Here is a 13680-nt window from a genome sequence, read left to right as displayed (position 1 = left end):
CCGGCGAAATGCCGGCATTTTTTTATCGGATAATTCCTGATGTCTGTTAGTTAACTCAAATTCTGGATCTGAGTTTAATCCGAAAAAGACGGTTAACCCGCTAATTGCTGCGGTTTATTTTAAGAAAATACGCAGTAGCTCATTAATACATTTATATTATAACTTATTGATTTTTATAAATTATATATTTATGCCATTTGTCTTTCATTTCCATTTTAACCATTAGTCCGAAAACCCTCTCCCTATTTCCCCTTACGGCAAACCCACGGCAGTAGTTGTGTATACTCGATTCCGCCTGAAATTCTTTTCGGGCAAATCTCCATTCATTCATTGAAGGGAAATTGTTATGAAGAAAGTACTGTATGGCATTTTTGCCATATCTGCGCTTGCGGCGACATCTGTCTATGCAGCTCCGGTTCAGGTCGGGGAAGCGGCAGGTTCGGCTGCGACGTCTGCGTCTGCGGGAAGTTCTACCGCAGCCAGCGCCAGCACCGTAAGTTCAGCCGTGGGTGTCGCGCTGGCGGCAACCGGTGGCGGTGATGGCTCCAACACCGGAACCACGACCACCACGACAACCAGCACCCAGTAATAGCGGGTGTTTTAATCATAACCACACTTCGGTGTGGTTATTTCGCCCCTTCGGAGAAGAGTCGTGAAGCGACCTGCAATCATTCTGATTTGCCTGCTGCTGCAGGCGTGCTCGGCCACCACTAAAGGGCTGGGAAACTCACTGTGGGAAAGCCTGTTCGGCACACCGGGCGTGCATCTGACCGATGACGAACTTCAGAACATGCCCTATGCCAGTCAGTACATGCAGCTTAACGATGGCCCGCAACTGTTTGTGGTGCTCGCTTTCGATGAAAACGGGCAGCAGAAATGGGTGACGCAGGATCAGGCCACCATCGTGACGCAGCATGGCCGTATCGTCAAAACCCTGCTGGGCGGCGATAACCTGCTGGAGGTGAATAATATCGCCGACGACCCGCTGATCAAGCCGAACCAGATCGCCGACGGCGCAGGCTGGACGCGCACGATGGGCTGGACCGAACACAAGCAGGTGCGTTACGCCACGGCACGCTCGACCTTCCGCTGGGACGGCACGGACAGCGTGAAAGTCGGCAGCGACGAAACGCAGGTTCGCGTGCTGGATGAAGAGGTCACCACCGACAAGGCCACCTGGCACAACCGCTTCTGGATCGACGAGGAAGGGCAGATCCGTCAGTCCTTACAGTATCTCGGTGCCGGATTCTTCCCGGTCAAAACCACCCTGATCAAGGCGGCGAAATCATGAAAACGCTCATTCACGTTGCGCTTATCGCCAGTTTTGCCGCGCCGCTGGCATGGTCCGCCGGGACGGTAAAGGTCTACACGCCGGACAGTGAAAAACCCAAAACCTTAACCCACGCCGAGCATCTGCTCGATCTCGTCGGACAGCCAAGGCTTGCCAACAGCTGGTGGCCGGGCGCGGTCATCGCTGAACGGCAGAAGACCGCTGAAGCGGAACAACAGCACAAGGCGCTCCTTGCGAGGCTGACGGGACTCGCGGAGCAGGAAGATGGCGACGACGCTGCGGCCATTAACAGCGTCCGTCAGCAGCTGCAGGCGCTGAAGGTGACGGGCCGTCAGAACGTCAATCTTGACCCGGATGACGTGCGCGTCACGGAAAACGGCAACCCCGCGCTGGAAGGAGACTATACGCTCTGGCTGCCGGCGAAGCCGACGACGGTGACCGTGATGGGGCTTATCAGCAGCCCGGGTAAAAAGCCCTTTACGCCCGGTCGTGACGTGGCGAGCTACCTCGACGAGCAGAGCATGCTGAGCGGCGCGGATAACAGCTACGCCTGGGTGGTTTACCCTGACGGCCACACGCAAAAAGCCCCCGTCGCTTACTGGAATAAACGGCATATCGAACCCATGCCGGGCAGCATCATTTTTGTCGGTTTTGCCGACCATTTCTGGACGAAGGCGTATGACGGGCTTAACGCCGATATCCTTCACTCCCTGATTCAGCGGATACCGGAATAATGAAAAGAACCTATCTCTACAGCATGCTGGCGCTCTGCGTGAGTGCCGCCTGCCATGCAGAAACGTATCCGGCACCCATTGGCCCGTCTCAGTCAGACTTCGGCGGCGTCGGTTTACTGCAAACGCCCACCGCGCGTATGGCGCGCGAGGGGGAAATTAGCCTTAACTACCGTGATAACGACCAGTATCGCTACTACTCGGCGTCGGTGCAGCTGTTCCCGTGGCTTGAAACCACGCTGCGCTATACCGACGTGCGGACGAAACAATACAGCAGCGTCGAGGCGTTCTCAGGCGATCAGACCTACAAAGATAAAGCCTTCGACGTCAAGCTGCGCCTGTGGGAAGAGAGCTACTGGATGCCGCAGGTCTCCGTGGGTGCCAAAGATATTGGCGGTACCGGCCTGTTTGACGCGGAATACATCGTGGCCAGCAAGGCCTGGGGGCCGTTCGACTTCTCACTCGGGATGGGATGGGGCTATCTCGGTACCAGCGGCAACGTGAAAAACCCGTTTTGCTCCTACAGCGATAAATACTGCTACCGCGATAACAGCTATCAGAAAGCGGGCTCCATCAACGGGGACCAGATGTTCCACGGCCCGGCGTCGCTGTTTGGCGGTGTAGAGTATCAAACACCCTGGCAGCCATTACGCCTGAAGCTGGAGTACGAGGGGAATGACTACTCGCAGGACTTCGCCGGGAAGATTGAGCAGAAGAGCAAGTTTAACGTCGGCGCCATTTATCGCGTCACCGACTGGGCCGACGTTAACCTCAGCTACGAGCGCGGCAATACGGTGATGTTTGGCTTCACGCTGCGCACCAACTTTAACGACATGCGGCCGCACTACAATGATAACGCGCGGCCTGCATACCAGCCGGAGCCGCAGGATGCGATTCTGCAGCACTCCGTGGTGGCAAACCAGCTGACGCTGCTGAAATACAATGCCGGTCTGGCGGATCCGAAAATTCAGGTGAAAGGCGATACGCTGTACGTCACCGGCGAGCAGGTGAAATACCGCGACTCGCGCGAAGGGATCGAACGCGCCAACCGGATCGTTATGAACGATCTCCCGGACGGGATCCGCACGATCCGCGTGACGGAGAATCGTCTCAACCTGCCGCAGGTGACGACGGAAACGGACGTTGCCAGCCTTAAGCGCCACCTGGAAGGCGAACCGCTCGGGCATGAAACCGAGCTGGTGCAAAAACGCGTAGAGCCGATCGTGCCGGAGACCACCGAGCAGGGCTGGTATATCGACAAGTCGCGCTTCGATTTCCATATCGATCCGGTGCTGAACCAGTCCGTCGGCGGGCCGGAAAACTTCTACATGTATCAGCTGGGCGTCATGGCGACGGCGGATCTGTGGCTTACTGACCACCTGCTGACCACCGGCAGCCTGTTTGGCAACATCGCTAACAACTACGACAAGTTCAACTATACCAACCCGCCAAAAGACTCACAGCTGCCGCGCGTGCGTACCCGCGTGCGTGAGTACGTGCAGAACGATGCTTACGTAAACAACCTGCAGGCCAACTACTTCCAGTACTTCGGCAACGGCTTCTACGGCCAGGTGTACGGCGGGTATCTGGAAACCATGTACGGCGGCGCGGGGGCGGAAGTGCTTTATCGTCCTGTCGACAGCAACTGGGCGTTCGGGGTTGATGCCAACTACGTCAAGCAGCGTGACTGGCGCAGCGCCCAGGACATGATGAAGTTCACCGACTACAGCGTCAAAACCGGTCACCTGACCGCCTACTGGACGCCGTCGTTCGCACCTGACGTGCTGGTGAAAGCCAGCGTCGGCCAGTACCTGGCGGGCGATAAGGGCGGCACGCTGGACATCTCCAAACACTTCGACAGCGGCGTCGTGGTGGGCGGCTACGCCACCATCACCAACGTCTCGCCGGACGAATATGGGGAAGGGGACTTCACCAAAGGGGTTTACGTGTCGATTCCGCTGGATCTGTTCTCGTCAGGCCCAACCCGCAGCCGTGCGGCCATCGGCTGGACACCGCTGACGCGCGACGGTGGTCAGCAGCTTGGGCGTAAGTTCCAGCTGTACGACATGACCAGCGACAAGAACATTAACTTCCGCTGATGCTTCACGCCGGGCGGCACTGCGTTTGCCCGGCCTACGGTTTTTGTAGGCCCGGTAAGCGCAGCGCCACCGGGCGAACTACAAGCGGCGCAGCAGCCTTGCCGGGTTCCCGGCATAGACACCTTTCTCGACGATCGATTTTGTCACCACGCTTCCCGCCCCAATCACCGCTCCGTCGCAAATGGAGACCGCCAGAATGGTGGCACCGCTGCCAATCGACACATCATTTCCGATAGTAATATGGCCCCAGCTGGCCCGGTCGGCGTTCGGTTTCCCCTCACGAAACATATCGTTGGCAAACATCACGCCATGGCCAACAAAGCAACGCTTACCAATGGTCACATACTCACAGATGAAGGTGTGCGACTGAATTTTGCTGTCGTCACCGATGCGCGTATTGCCCTGGATTTCAACAAACGGGCCGACGAATACGCCGTTGCCCAGTACACAGTCGTAAAGATTAGTGGGTTCATATACGGTCACATTGTCGCCGCACGTCACGTTGCGAACCCCGGTTGGTTTACGATCCATCGGTTACCTCCCTACATAAAACATAATTAAAAAATATAGATCTCCGTCACATTTTTGCGTTATACAGAAACCTCGCCCTGGAGAATGAGGTGCTGTATGACATCCCTGACTCGCCCGCGCGTTGAGTTTATCTCAACTATCCTCCAGACCGTGCTGAACCTCGGTCTGTTGAGCCTTGGCCTGATACTGGTCGTCTTTTTGGGTAAAGAGACGGTGCATCTGGCGGATGTACTGTTTGCCCCTGAACAAACCAGCAAATATGCGCTGGTGGAAGGCCTGGTGGTCTACTTTCTCTACTTTGAATTTATCGCCCTGATTGTGAAGTACTTTCAGTCCGGCTTTCACTTCCCGCTGCGTTATTTTGTCTACATTGGGATCACCGCGATTGTGCGGCTGATCATCGTCGATCATAAATCCCCGCTCGACGTGCTGATCTACTCGGCAGCGATCCTGCTGCTGGTGATCACCCTCTGGCTGTGTAACTCGAAGCGGCTGAAGCGAGAATAAAAAAATGGCGGCCCGGAGGCCGCCTAACAACAGTCACAAGTTGGGTCAATACAATACGTCTAAAGTTGAGGGTTGCAGTGGCATAACAAAATGAAACTTAACCTTTCACACCGCCCGCCGTCAGGCCATTGACCAGCCAGCGCTGCGCCAGCAGGAACACCACGGTAATCGGGATGGCAGAGAGTACGGCCGCCGCGGCAAAGTCGCCCCACAGGTAGTTTTGCGGGTTGAGGTATTGCTGCATACCGACGGCCAGGGTGTAGCTGTTCACATCACGCAGTAACAGTGAGGCAACCGGTACTTCGGTGATGGCGGCGATAAACGACAGGATAAACACCACCGCCAGGATAGGCACCGACAAAGGCAGCAGTACCAGGCGGAACGCCTGCCACGGGGTTGCCCCATCCAGCGCCGCCGCTTCTTCCAGCGAGCCGTCGATGGTTTCGAAATAGCCTTTAATGGTCCATACATGCAGTGCGATACCGCCAAGATAGGCGAAGATAACGCCGCCATGGGTGTTCAGTCCGATAAACGGTACGTACTGGCCCAGACGGTCAAACAGGGCATACAACGCCACCAGCGACAGCACGGCCGGGAACATCTGGAAAATCAGCATCCCTTTCAGCAGCGTCGCTTTGCCCGGGAAACGCATACGAGCAAAGGCGTAAGCGCAGGTGGTGGACAGCGCCACGATACCGATCGCGGTAATACCTGCGATTTTCACCGAGTTCCACAGCCACAGCAGCACCGGGAACGGCGGCGGCGTGACGCGGCCATCCGCGTGCTCCACGCTGAAGCCCAGCGCGAGCTTCCAGTGCTCCCAGGAGATTTCGTCCGGGATCAGGCTCCCGGTGGCGAAGTTACCCGAACGCAGGGAGATGGCGATAACCATCAGCAGCGGGAACATGATCGCCGCGATAAAAATCAGCAGGCCTAAGTGCGTCGCCAGGAGGCGCAGCTTCTGAGATTTGGGTTGTACCATTGCCATGATCGATGCCCTCCTTAGTCAAATTTCATACGCGTGGCTTTCAGGTTCACTATCGCCAGTGCGCCTACCAGCAGGAAGATCAGGGTGGCAATCGCCGCCGCCAGACCGAAGTCCTGACCGCCGCCGCCCTCGAAGGCGATGCGGTAGGTGTAGCTCACGAGCAGGTCGGTATAGCCTGCCGGCGTCGTGGTGCCAAGGCGATCCGGACCACCGTTGGTCAACAGCTGAATCAGCACGAAGTTGTTAAAGTTAAAGGCGAAGCTGGCAATCATCAGCGGGGTGAGCGGCTTGATGAGCAGCGGCAGCGTAATCTTAAAGAAGTTCTGGAACGGGCCCGCGCCGTCCATCGCCGAGGCTTCGTACAGATCGTCCGGGATAGCCTTCAGCAGGCCCATGCACAGGATCATCATGTACGGATAGCCCAGCCAGGTATTGACGATGATGATCATCGAGCGGGCGGTGGTTGGGTCGCTGAACCAGGCCGGTTTGATGCCAAACAGCGCGCTCAGCATCATGTTGATTTCACCGAAGCTCTGGTTAAACAGCCCTTTGAAAATCAGAATCGAGATAAACGACGGCACGGCATACGGCAGAATCAGCAGCACGCGGTAAATCGCTTTGCCCTTCAGGGATTCCCACTGGACGAGGCAGGCCAGCACCATACCCACGGCAACGGTCAGGATCACGGTCAGTACGGAGAAGACCACCGTCCAGACGAAGATGGCGAAGAACGGTTTCTGAATGCCTTCGTCGGTAAACACGCGGGTAAAATTGTCCCAGCCGATGGTGACGGTATAGCCCGGGCTGAGTTTGTCATCACCCCATTTGCCGTCGGCAGTAATGGACTGATAGAAACCAATGTCGTTGTTTGGACGATATTTTACGCCGCTCTGGTTATTGGTCAGCGTGCCGTCATCCGCCAGCGTATAAAGCGGCTGCGTGCCGGAGAACTGGCGCAGCGAACTCATCGTCACTTTGCTTTCGTCCGGCAGCACGGCGGTGAGCTGGGTCAGCGCCTGACGGTTCTGGGTAATGACGCGCAGGTTGGCACGTTCACCTTCAGGCAGGGCCTGTACCTCTTTTAAGGCCAGCTTCTGCTCGCCGCCAAATTTGAACGCGTCGGAGACATAGTATTTGCTGCTCGCTTCATCAGTAAGCGCTAACTTCCACTCGTTACCGGCAGGATACAGACCGAAGTTAAAGGTCTTGCCTGCCTGATATGAGCGGTCCAGCAGGACCTGCTGCGCGCGTTCCTGCGCGAGCTGGTTAGTGCTGCTGTAGTTGGTGAACGCAATGGCGATGGTACAAATCAGCGGGAACAGGACAAACAGCCCCATCCCGGCCACGCCCGGGTAGACATAGCGCCAGGCATAGGCTTTACGATTAGCGAAAATATACAGGCCAGCAGAGCTTAAAATCAGCGTCATGATGGCGAACAGATATTCCCCTTGTACGTACATTAAAACAACAAGGTAACCCACCAGCAGGCACAGCAGACCGATCGCTGACCACTTCAGCGCGTCGCTTTGCCACCAGCGTTTCTTTTTAATGACATCCATGGGGTTCTTCCTCTACAACGGTGGAATCTTATCGTCAGGTGGCGCTGCGCTTACCTGACCTACGGATCGTGCCGTAGTCGTAGGGCGGGTAAGCGCACGCGCCACCCACCGTTTTTCTGCTTACTTGGTGATACGACCCTGAGCATCTTTCAGCGCGGCATCGACAGTCTGACGACCGCTTGCAGCGTTGATAACCGCGGTACGTGTGGCGTACCAGAACGCGGCCATCTGTGGGATGTTCGGCATGATTTCGCCTTTCTGGGCGTTATCCATGGTGGCCGCGATACGTGGGTCTTTCGCCAGATGATCCTGGAAGGATTTCAGCGCGACGGCGCCCAGCGGTTTGTCCTTGTTCACTTCATCCAGACCCTGATCGGTCAGCAGGTAGTTTTCCAGGAACTCTTTCGCCAGCTCTTTGTTCGGGCTGGCGGCGTTGATGCCCGCGCTCAGCACGCCAACGAACGGTTTAGACGGCTTGCCTTTGAAGGTTGGCAGCAGCGTCACGCCGTAGTTGATTTTGCTCTTATCGATGTTGGTCCAGGCCCACGGACCGTTGATGGTCATCGCGGTTTCGCCTTTGTTGAACGCCGCTTCCGCGATGGAGTAATCGGTATCCGCGTTCATGTGTTTGTTCTTGATCAGGTCAACCAGGAAGGTCAGACCCACTTTCGCGCCCGCGTTGTCCACGCCCACGTCTTTCACGTCATACTTGCCGTTTTCAAACTTGAACGCGTAACCGCCGTCGGCAGCAATCAGCGGCCAGGTGAAGTACGGCTCTTGCAGGTTGAACATCAGGGCGGATTTACCTTTCGCCTTCAGCTCTTTATCCAGTTTCGGGATCTCTTCCCAGGTCTTCGGCGGGTTAGGGACCAGGTCTTTGTTGTAAATCAGAGACAGGGCTTCAACCGCGATTGGGTAAGCGATCAGCTTGCCGTTATAGCGAACGGCGTCCCAGGTGAACGGGAACAGTTTGTCCTGGAAGGCTTTGTCTGGCGTCACTTCAGCCAGCAGGCCAGACTGCGCGTAACCCCCGAAACGGTCATGCGCCCAGAAGATGATGTCCGGGCCATCGCCGGTTGCCGCAACCTGCGGGAATTTCTCTTCCAGTTTGTCCGGGTGCTCTACGGTCACTTTGATGCCGGTATCTTTCTCGAATTTTTTGCCCACTTCGGCCAGGCCGTTATAGCCCTTGTCGCCGTTAATCCAGATAACCAGTTTGCCTTCTTCAATTTTGGCGAGCGCCGGTGCGGAAATCATCATTGCTGCGAGGGCGGACAATGCGAAAACGCGTGCGCCAGTCTTGATATTCATAGCTGCCATCCTTTTTGGTGATGTCTCGTGGTATGACTTCAGTGGTTCAACGTGTCTCAGTCTCCTTATTTGACATCCTCTTTCCATCCTCCCAACCCCTACGCCCCACCCCCGGTTTGTGTGATCTCCGTTGCATAAATTTAAGTTATGAGTGCTGGCGCACATAAAAACCCACCGAATTTTGCAGGCGGCTTCACGAATTTTGCCTCAGCCCTCCCGCAGCGGTCGCAGAGCCTGCTCCCTCATCCTCCCGCCTCCTCCCCCATAAAAAAGGCGGGGGGTGGAGGATTCGGGAAAGTAATGGATACCCCATAGTGAACTTATCTTGAATGTTTCTGTCGGTGACAGGTTGTAACGAAGGGAGAAGGGCATGGCGAGCGTACAGCTGCGTAATGTAACGAAAGCCTGGGGTGACGTTGTGGTGTCGAAAGACATCAATCTGGACATCAACGAAGGCGAATTCGTGGTGTTTGTTGGCCCATCAGGCTGTGGTAAATCTACTCTGCTGCGTATGATTGCCGGTCTTGAAACCATCACCAGCGGCGACCTGCTGATCGGTGATACCCGAATGAACGACATCCCACCTGCCGAACGTGGCGTCGGTATGGTGTTCCAGTCTTATGCTCTCTATCCCCATCTTTCCGTTGCCGAGAACATGTCCTTTGGCCTGAAGCTGGCCGGCGCGAAGAAAGAGGTTATTAACCAGCGCGTGACGCAGGTGGCGGAAGTGTTACAGCTGGCGCACCTGCTGGAGCGTAAGCCGAAAGCGCTCTCCGGTGGCCAGCGTCAGCGTGTGGCGATTGGCCGTACGCTGGTGGCCGAACCGCGCGTGTTCCTGCTCGATGAACCTCTCTCTAACCTGGATGCCGCCCTGCGCGTCCAGATGCGTATCGAAATCTCCCGTCTGCACAAGCGTCTTGGCCGCACGATGATTTACGTCACCCACGATCAGGTCGAAGCGATGACCCTCGCCGACAAAATCGTGGTGCTGGATGCCGGTCGCGTGGCGCAGGTGGGCAAACCGCTGGAGCTGTATCACTACCCGGCAGACCGCTTTGTTGCAGGCTTTATTGGCTCGCCAAAGATGAACTTCCTGCCCGTCAAAGTGACCGCGACCGCGATTGAACAGGTACAGGTGGAGCTGCCAAACCGCCAGCAGGTCTGGCTGCCGGTCGACAGCGCCAACGTACAGGTCGGGGCAAACATGTCCCTCGGTATTCGTCCTGAGCACCTGCTGCCGAGCCACATCGCCGATGTGACCCTGGAAGGTGACGTTCAGGTCGTCGAACAGCTTGGTCACGAAACACAGATTCATATCCAGATCCCCGCCATCCGTCAGAACCTGGTCTACCGCCAGAACGACGTGGTGTTGGTAGAAGAGGGTGCCACATTCGCTATCGGCTTGCCGCCAGAGCGTTGCCATCTGTTCCGTGAGGATGGCACTGCATGTCGTCGGTTGCACAAAGAGCCAGGCGTTTAAGCAATCCCAAAAGAAGACACGAAACCGACAGGTGAAGTGTTCAAAGAAAAGCAATGATCTCAGGAGATAGAATGATGATTACTCTGCGCAAACTTCCTCTGGCAGTTGCCGTCGCAGCGGGCGTAATGTCTGCTCAGGCAATGGCCGTGGATTTCCATGGTTATGCTCGTTCCGGTATCGGCTGGACGGGGAGTGGCGGCGAACAACAGTGCTTCCAGGCAACCGGTGCTCAAAGTAAATACCGTCTGGGTAACGAATGTGAAACCTATGCGGAACTGAAGCTGGGCCAGGAAGTATGGAAAGAAGGTGATAAGAGCTTCTACTTCGACACCAACGTAGCATACTCCGTGGGGCAGCAGAACGACTGGGAAGCCACTAACCCGGCGTTCCGTGAAGCCAACGTGCAGGGAAAAAACCTGATTGAATGGCTGCCAGGTTCGACTATCTGGGCCGGTAAGCGCTTCTATCAGCGTCATGACGTCCACATGATCGACTTCTACTACTGGGATATTTCTGGTCCTGGTGCGGGTATCGAAAACGTCGATCTGGGCTTCGGTAAACTGTCTCTGGCAGCGACCCGTTCTCAGGAAGCGGGTGGTTCCTACACCTTTAGCAGCCAGAATATCTATGACAAATCGAAAGATACGGCGAACGACGTGTTTGACATGCGTCTGGCGGGGCTGGAGACCAACCCGAACGGTACTCTGGAACTGGGCGTCGACTATGGACGTTCCAATAAAACTGATGGTTACAGCTATGCAGACGGCGCGTCGAAAGACGGCTGGATGTTCACCGCTGAACACACCCAGAGCATGCTGAAGGGCTATAACAAGTTCGTTGTTCAGTATGCAACGGATGCGATGACCACTCAGGGTAAAGGCCTTTCACAAGGTTCCTACGGTTCGACCTTCGATATTAAAAATGACGATGGCTCGGTCACCCACTATGTTGATGACTACATCAACAACAACGGTAAGCTGTGGCGCGTGCTGGATCACGGTGCCATCTCCCTCGGCGATAAATGGGATCTGATGTACGTCGGTATGTACCAGAAACTGGATCTTGATAACGACCTGGGTACCGACTGGTGGACCGTGGGCGTTCGTCCAATGTACAAGTGGACGCCAATCATGAGTACCCTGCTTGAAGTCGGTTACGACAACGTCAAGTCTCAGCAGACTGGCGATCGTAACAATCAGTACAAAATTACCCTGGCACAACAGTGGCAGGCTGGTGACAGCATTTGGTCTCGTCCGGCGCTGCGTATCTTTGCAACTTATGCCAAGTGGGATGAGAACTGGGGTTACATCAAAAACGGCGATAAGGTCCTGAAATACGCAGCCGACAATAACTCCGGCTTCACCACCACTAGCCGTGGTGACAGCGATGAGTGGTCCTTCGGCGCCCAGATGGAAATCTGGTGGTAATCCCGTCTTAACCTGACGTAATGACCAAACTGAGGGGCGCAAGCCCCTCAATCCTTGGGACGGCGCGCTATTGCCTGGCTACCGCTGACCTGTGCATTTTGAGGTGATAACAATGAAAATGAACAAAACTCTCCTTGCTCTTTGTTTATCCGCAGGGCTGCTGGCAAGCGCGCCAGCAGTAACGCTCGCTAATGTGAATTTCGTTCCGCAAAACACAACATCCGCGCCGGCCATTCCGGCCGCTGCGTTGCAACAGCTGGTCTGGACGCCTGTCGATCAATCTAAAGCCCAAACGACCCAGCTCTCGACGGGGGGGCAACCACTTAATGTTCCGGGCATCAGTGGTCCGGTGGTTGCATACAGTGTGCCTGCAAACATTGGCGAACTGACGTTGACGCTCACAAGTGAAGTTAACAAGCAGACCAGCGTTTTTGCACCGAACGTGCTCATTCTTGACCAGAACATGACGCCTTCTGCGTTCTTCCCTAGCGAATACTTTACCTATCAGGAGCCTGGTGTCATGAGCGCAGACCGCCTCGAAGGGGTAATGCGCCTGACGCCTGCGCTGGGTCAGCAGAAAATTTATGTACTCGTCTTCACCACGGAAAAAGATTTGCAGCAAACCACTACGCTGCTTGATCCCGCTAAGGCCTATGCCAAAGGCGTAGGTAACGCCGTGCCGGATATCCCGGACCCAATCGCCCGCCACACCACTGACGGTCTTGTGAAGCTGAAAGTGTCTACCAATAGTGCGTCCAGCGTCCTGGTCGGCCCGCTGTTTGGCTCCTCCGGTACCGGACCTGTCACCGTAGGCAACACCGCTGCGCCTGCCTATACCGCGCCAGCTGCCACGGCAGCCGCACCGGTAGCGACCGCAGCACCGGCCCCGACGAAGAAAGCGGAGCCGGTACTGAACGACACCGAAGAATACTTCAACAACGCCATTAAGCAGGCGGTGAAGCGCGGCGATGTCGATAAAGCGCTGAAACTGCTTGATGAAGCCGAACGTTTAGGTTCAACCACTGCCCGTTCCACCTTTATCAGCAGTGTAAAAGGCAAGGGGTAACCGTTTCCCCGCAGTGCTGATTTGTTAGTTGTTTGGTGCGCCTGAGTGGGCGCACTTTTTTTCGTCTCCGCCGGGCTGTTGCACTCTTGTTGCGATCGTGATCGTTAAATAACGTTTGGCCCCCCTCAATCCGTGTTTCTGCGATACAATGCCATTACGTTATGTATCGGAGAGTCTGGCATGTCACACCCTGCGCTAACGCAACTGCGTGCGCTGCGCTATTTCGACCAAATACCTGCGCTTGAACCGCAGCAACTGGACTGGTTGCTGCTGGAAGATTCCATGACGAAACGTTTTGAGCAGCAGGGTAAAACGGTTACGGTGACCCTGATTCAGGAAGGGTTTGTCTCTGGCGATGAGATTGCCAGCGAGCTGCCGCTGCTGCCGCAAGAGCCACGTTACTGGCTGCGTGAAATTTTACTTTGTGCCGATGGCGAGCCGTGGCTTGCCGGGCGGACGGTGGTGCCCGAGTCCACCCTTTCCGGGCCAGAACTGGCGCTGCAACGTCTGGGGAAAACGCCGCTGGGGCGTTACCTTTTCACCTCGTCTGAGCTTACCCGGGATTTTATTGAGATTGGTCGTGATGCCGAACTCTGGGGGCGTCGTTCCCGCCTTCGCCTGAGCGGTAAACCGTTAATTCTGACGGAGCTTTTTTTACCGGCATCACCGTTGTACTAAGAGGAAGAAAAA

The 13680-nt window shown here is 55.8% G+C and carries 13 protein-coding genes; 9 read left to right on the top strand and 4 right to left on the bottom strand.

Annotated features, from left to right (window positions below; translation table 11 throughout):
• The first annotated feature begins 346 nt into the window (after nucleotides 1-346).
• The 4 genes from yjbE to DOU50_RS20410 all read left to right on the top strand — a co-directional run bounded on the left by yjbE (nucleotide 347) and on the right by DOU50_RS20410 (nucleotide 4121).
• A complete protein-coding gene (gene yjbE / locus DOU50_RS20425) occupies nucleotides 347-589 on the top strand; it encodes an exopolysaccharide production protein YjbE (RefSeq protein WP_008503423.1) in 243 nt (80 codons plus the stop codon).
• 63 nt (nucleotides 590-652) lie between these two features.
• Nucleotides 653-1291 carry a YjbF family lipoprotein gene (locus DOU50_RS20420; RefSeq protein ID WP_048990577.1) on the top strand — a complete coding sequence of 213 codons (639 nt, stop codon included), beginning with the start codon at nucleotides 653-655 and terminating at the stop codon, nucleotides 1289-1291.
• Nucleotides 1288-2025, top strand: a complete 738-nt coding sequence (locus tag DOU50_RS20415; RefSeq protein WP_024906677.1) for a capsule biosynthesis GfcC D2 domain-containing protein — start codon at nucleotides 1288-1290, stop codon at nucleotides 2023-2025. Before DOU50_RS20420 ends, DOU50_RS20415 begins: the two co-directional genes overlap by 4 nt.
• Nucleotides 2025-4121 (top strand): YjbH domain-containing protein, encoded by a 2097-nt coding sequence (locus tag DOU50_RS20410; protein ID WP_024906678.1) that lies wholly within the window; start codon nucleotides 2025-2027, stop codon nucleotides 4119-4121. The genes DOU50_RS20415 and DOU50_RS20410 overlap by 1 nt, the downstream gene beginning before the upstream one ends.
• 78 nt (nucleotides 4122-4199) lie before the next feature.
• Here the strand turns inward: DOU50_RS20410 and DOU50_RS20405 are convergent, their stop codons facing one another.
• A complete protein-coding gene (locus DOU50_RS20405) occupies nucleotides 4200-4652 on the bottom strand; it encodes an acyltransferase (RefSeq protein WP_048990582.1) in 453 nt (150 codons plus the stop codon).
• Nucleotides 4653-4748: 96 nt separating this feature from the next.
• On the opposite strand from DOU50_RS20405, the gene psiE reads away from it, so the two are divergent.
• Entirely contained in the window at nucleotides 4749-5159 is a 411-nt protein-coding gene (gene psiE, locus DOU50_RS20400) for a phosphate-starvation-inducible protein PsiE (protein WP_000202963.1), read from the top strand.
• A gap of 97 nt (nucleotides 5160-5256) precedes the next feature.
• Here psiE and malG read toward each other — a convergent pair whose 3' ends face one another.
• From malG to malE, 3 genes are all read right to left on the bottom strand, one after another.
• Nucleotides 5257-6147 carry a maltose ABC transporter permease MalG gene (malG, locus tag DOU50_RS20395; protein ID WP_023310002.1) on the bottom strand — a complete coding sequence of 297 codons (891 nt, stop codon included), beginning with the start codon at nucleotides 6145-6147 and terminating at the stop codon, nucleotides 5257-5259.
• Nucleotides 6148-6161: 14 nt separating this feature from the next.
• Nucleotides 6162-7706 (bottom strand): maltose ABC transporter permease MalF, encoded by a 1545-nt coding sequence (gene malF, locus DOU50_RS20390; RefSeq protein ID WP_061716156.1) that lies wholly within the window; start codon nucleotides 7704-7706, stop codon nucleotides 6162-6164.
• Nucleotides 7707-7826: 120 nt separating this feature from the next.
• On the bottom strand, nucleotides 7827-9017 hold the full coding sequence (gene malE, locus DOU50_RS20385; protein WP_148770058.1) for a maltose/maltodextrin ABC transporter substrate-binding protein MalE: 1191 nt from the start codon (nucleotides 9015-9017) through the stop codon (nucleotides 7827-7829).
• A 370-nt stretch (nucleotides 9018-9387) separates the two neighbouring features.
• Here malE and malK point away from each other — a divergent pair, with 370 nt between their 5' ends.
• The 4 genes from malK to ubiC all read left to right on the top strand — a co-directional run bounded on the left by malK (nucleotide 9388) and on the right by ubiC (nucleotide 13668).
• On the top strand, nucleotides 9388-10497 hold the full coding sequence (malK, locus tag DOU50_RS20380) for a maltose/maltodextrin ABC transporter ATP-binding protein MalK (RefSeq protein ID WP_023310005.1): 1110 nt from the start codon (nucleotides 9388-9390) through the stop codon (nucleotides 10495-10497).
• Nucleotides 10498-10568: 71 nt separating this feature from the next.
• Nucleotides 10569-11924 (top strand): maltoporin, encoded by a 1356-nt coding sequence (locus DOU50_RS20375; RefSeq protein WP_024906682.1) that lies wholly within the window; start codon nucleotides 10569-10571, stop codon nucleotides 11922-11924.
• Nucleotides 11925-12036: 112 nt separating this feature from the next.
• Nucleotides 12037-12990, top strand: coding sequence for a maltose operon protein MalM (gene malM, locus DOU50_RS20370; protein WP_024906683.1), 954 nt, complete (start codon nucleotides 12037-12039; stop codon nucleotides 12988-12990).
• A 180-nt stretch (nucleotides 12991-13170) separates the two neighbouring features.
• Nucleotides 13171-13668: a chorismate lyase gene (gene ubiC / locus DOU50_RS20365; RefSeq protein ID WP_024906684.1), complete on the top strand. Its 498-nt coding sequence runs from the start codon at nucleotides 13171-13173 to the stop codon at nucleotides 13666-13668.
• Nucleotides 13669-13680 lie beyond the last annotated feature (12 nt).

Source organism: Enterobacter sp. C6 (genome assembly GCF_008122455.1).
Lineage (GTDB): Bacteria > Pseudomonadota > Gammaproteobacteria > Enterobacterales > Enterobacteriaceae > Enterobacter > Enterobacter pseudoroggenkampii.
Note: the sequence above shows the minus strand (reverse complement) of the source record. Positions and strands in the feature narration are given on the sequence as shown.

Excerpts from the sequence above, each read along its gene's own strand:
- yjbE (WP_008503423.1), top strand. The coding sequence starts at position 347 with ATGAAGAAAGTACTGTATGGCATTTTTGCCATATCTGCGCTTGCGGCG.
- DOU50_RS20415 (WP_024906677.1), top strand. The coding sequence starts at position 1,288 with ATGAAAACGCTCATTCACGTTGCGCTTATCGCCAGTTTTGCCGCGCCG.
- DOU50_RS20410 (WP_024906678.1), top strand. The coding sequence starts at position 2,025 with ATGAAAAGAACCTATCTCTACAGCATGCTGGCGCTCTGCGTGAGTGCC.
- DOU50_RS20405 (WP_048990582.1), bottom strand. The coding sequence starts at position 4,652 with ATGGATCGTAAACCAACCGGGGTTCGCAACGTGACGTGCGGCGACAAT.
- psiE (WP_000202963.1), top strand. The coding sequence starts at position 4,749 with ATGACATCCCTGACTCGCCCGCGCGTTGAGTTTATCTCAACTATCCTC.
- malG (WP_023310002.1), bottom strand. The coding sequence starts at position 6,147 with ATGGCAATGGTACAACCCAAATCTCAGAAGCTGCGCCTCCTGGCGACG.
- malF (WP_061716156.1), bottom strand. The coding sequence starts at position 7,706 with ATGGATGTCATTAAAAAGAAACGCTGGTGGCAAAGCGACGCGCTGAAG.
- malE (WP_148770058.1), bottom strand. The coding sequence starts at position 9,017 with ATGAATATCAAGACTGGCGCACGCGTTTTCGCATTGTCCGCCCTCGCA.
- malK (WP_023310005.1), top strand. The coding sequence starts at position 9,388 with ATGGCGAGCGTACAGCTGCGTAATGTAACGAAAGCCTGGGGTGACGTT.
- DOU50_RS20375 (WP_024906682.1), top strand. The coding sequence starts at position 10,569 with ATGATGATTACTCTGCGCAAACTTCCTCTGGCAGTTGCCGTCGCAGCG.
- malM (WP_024906683.1), top strand. The coding sequence starts at position 12,037 with ATGAAAATGAACAAAACTCTCCTTGCTCTTTGTTTATCCGCAGGGCTG.
- ubiC (WP_024906684.1), top strand. The coding sequence starts at position 13,171 with ATGTCACACCCTGCGCTAACGCAACTGCGTGCGCTGCGCTATTTCGAC.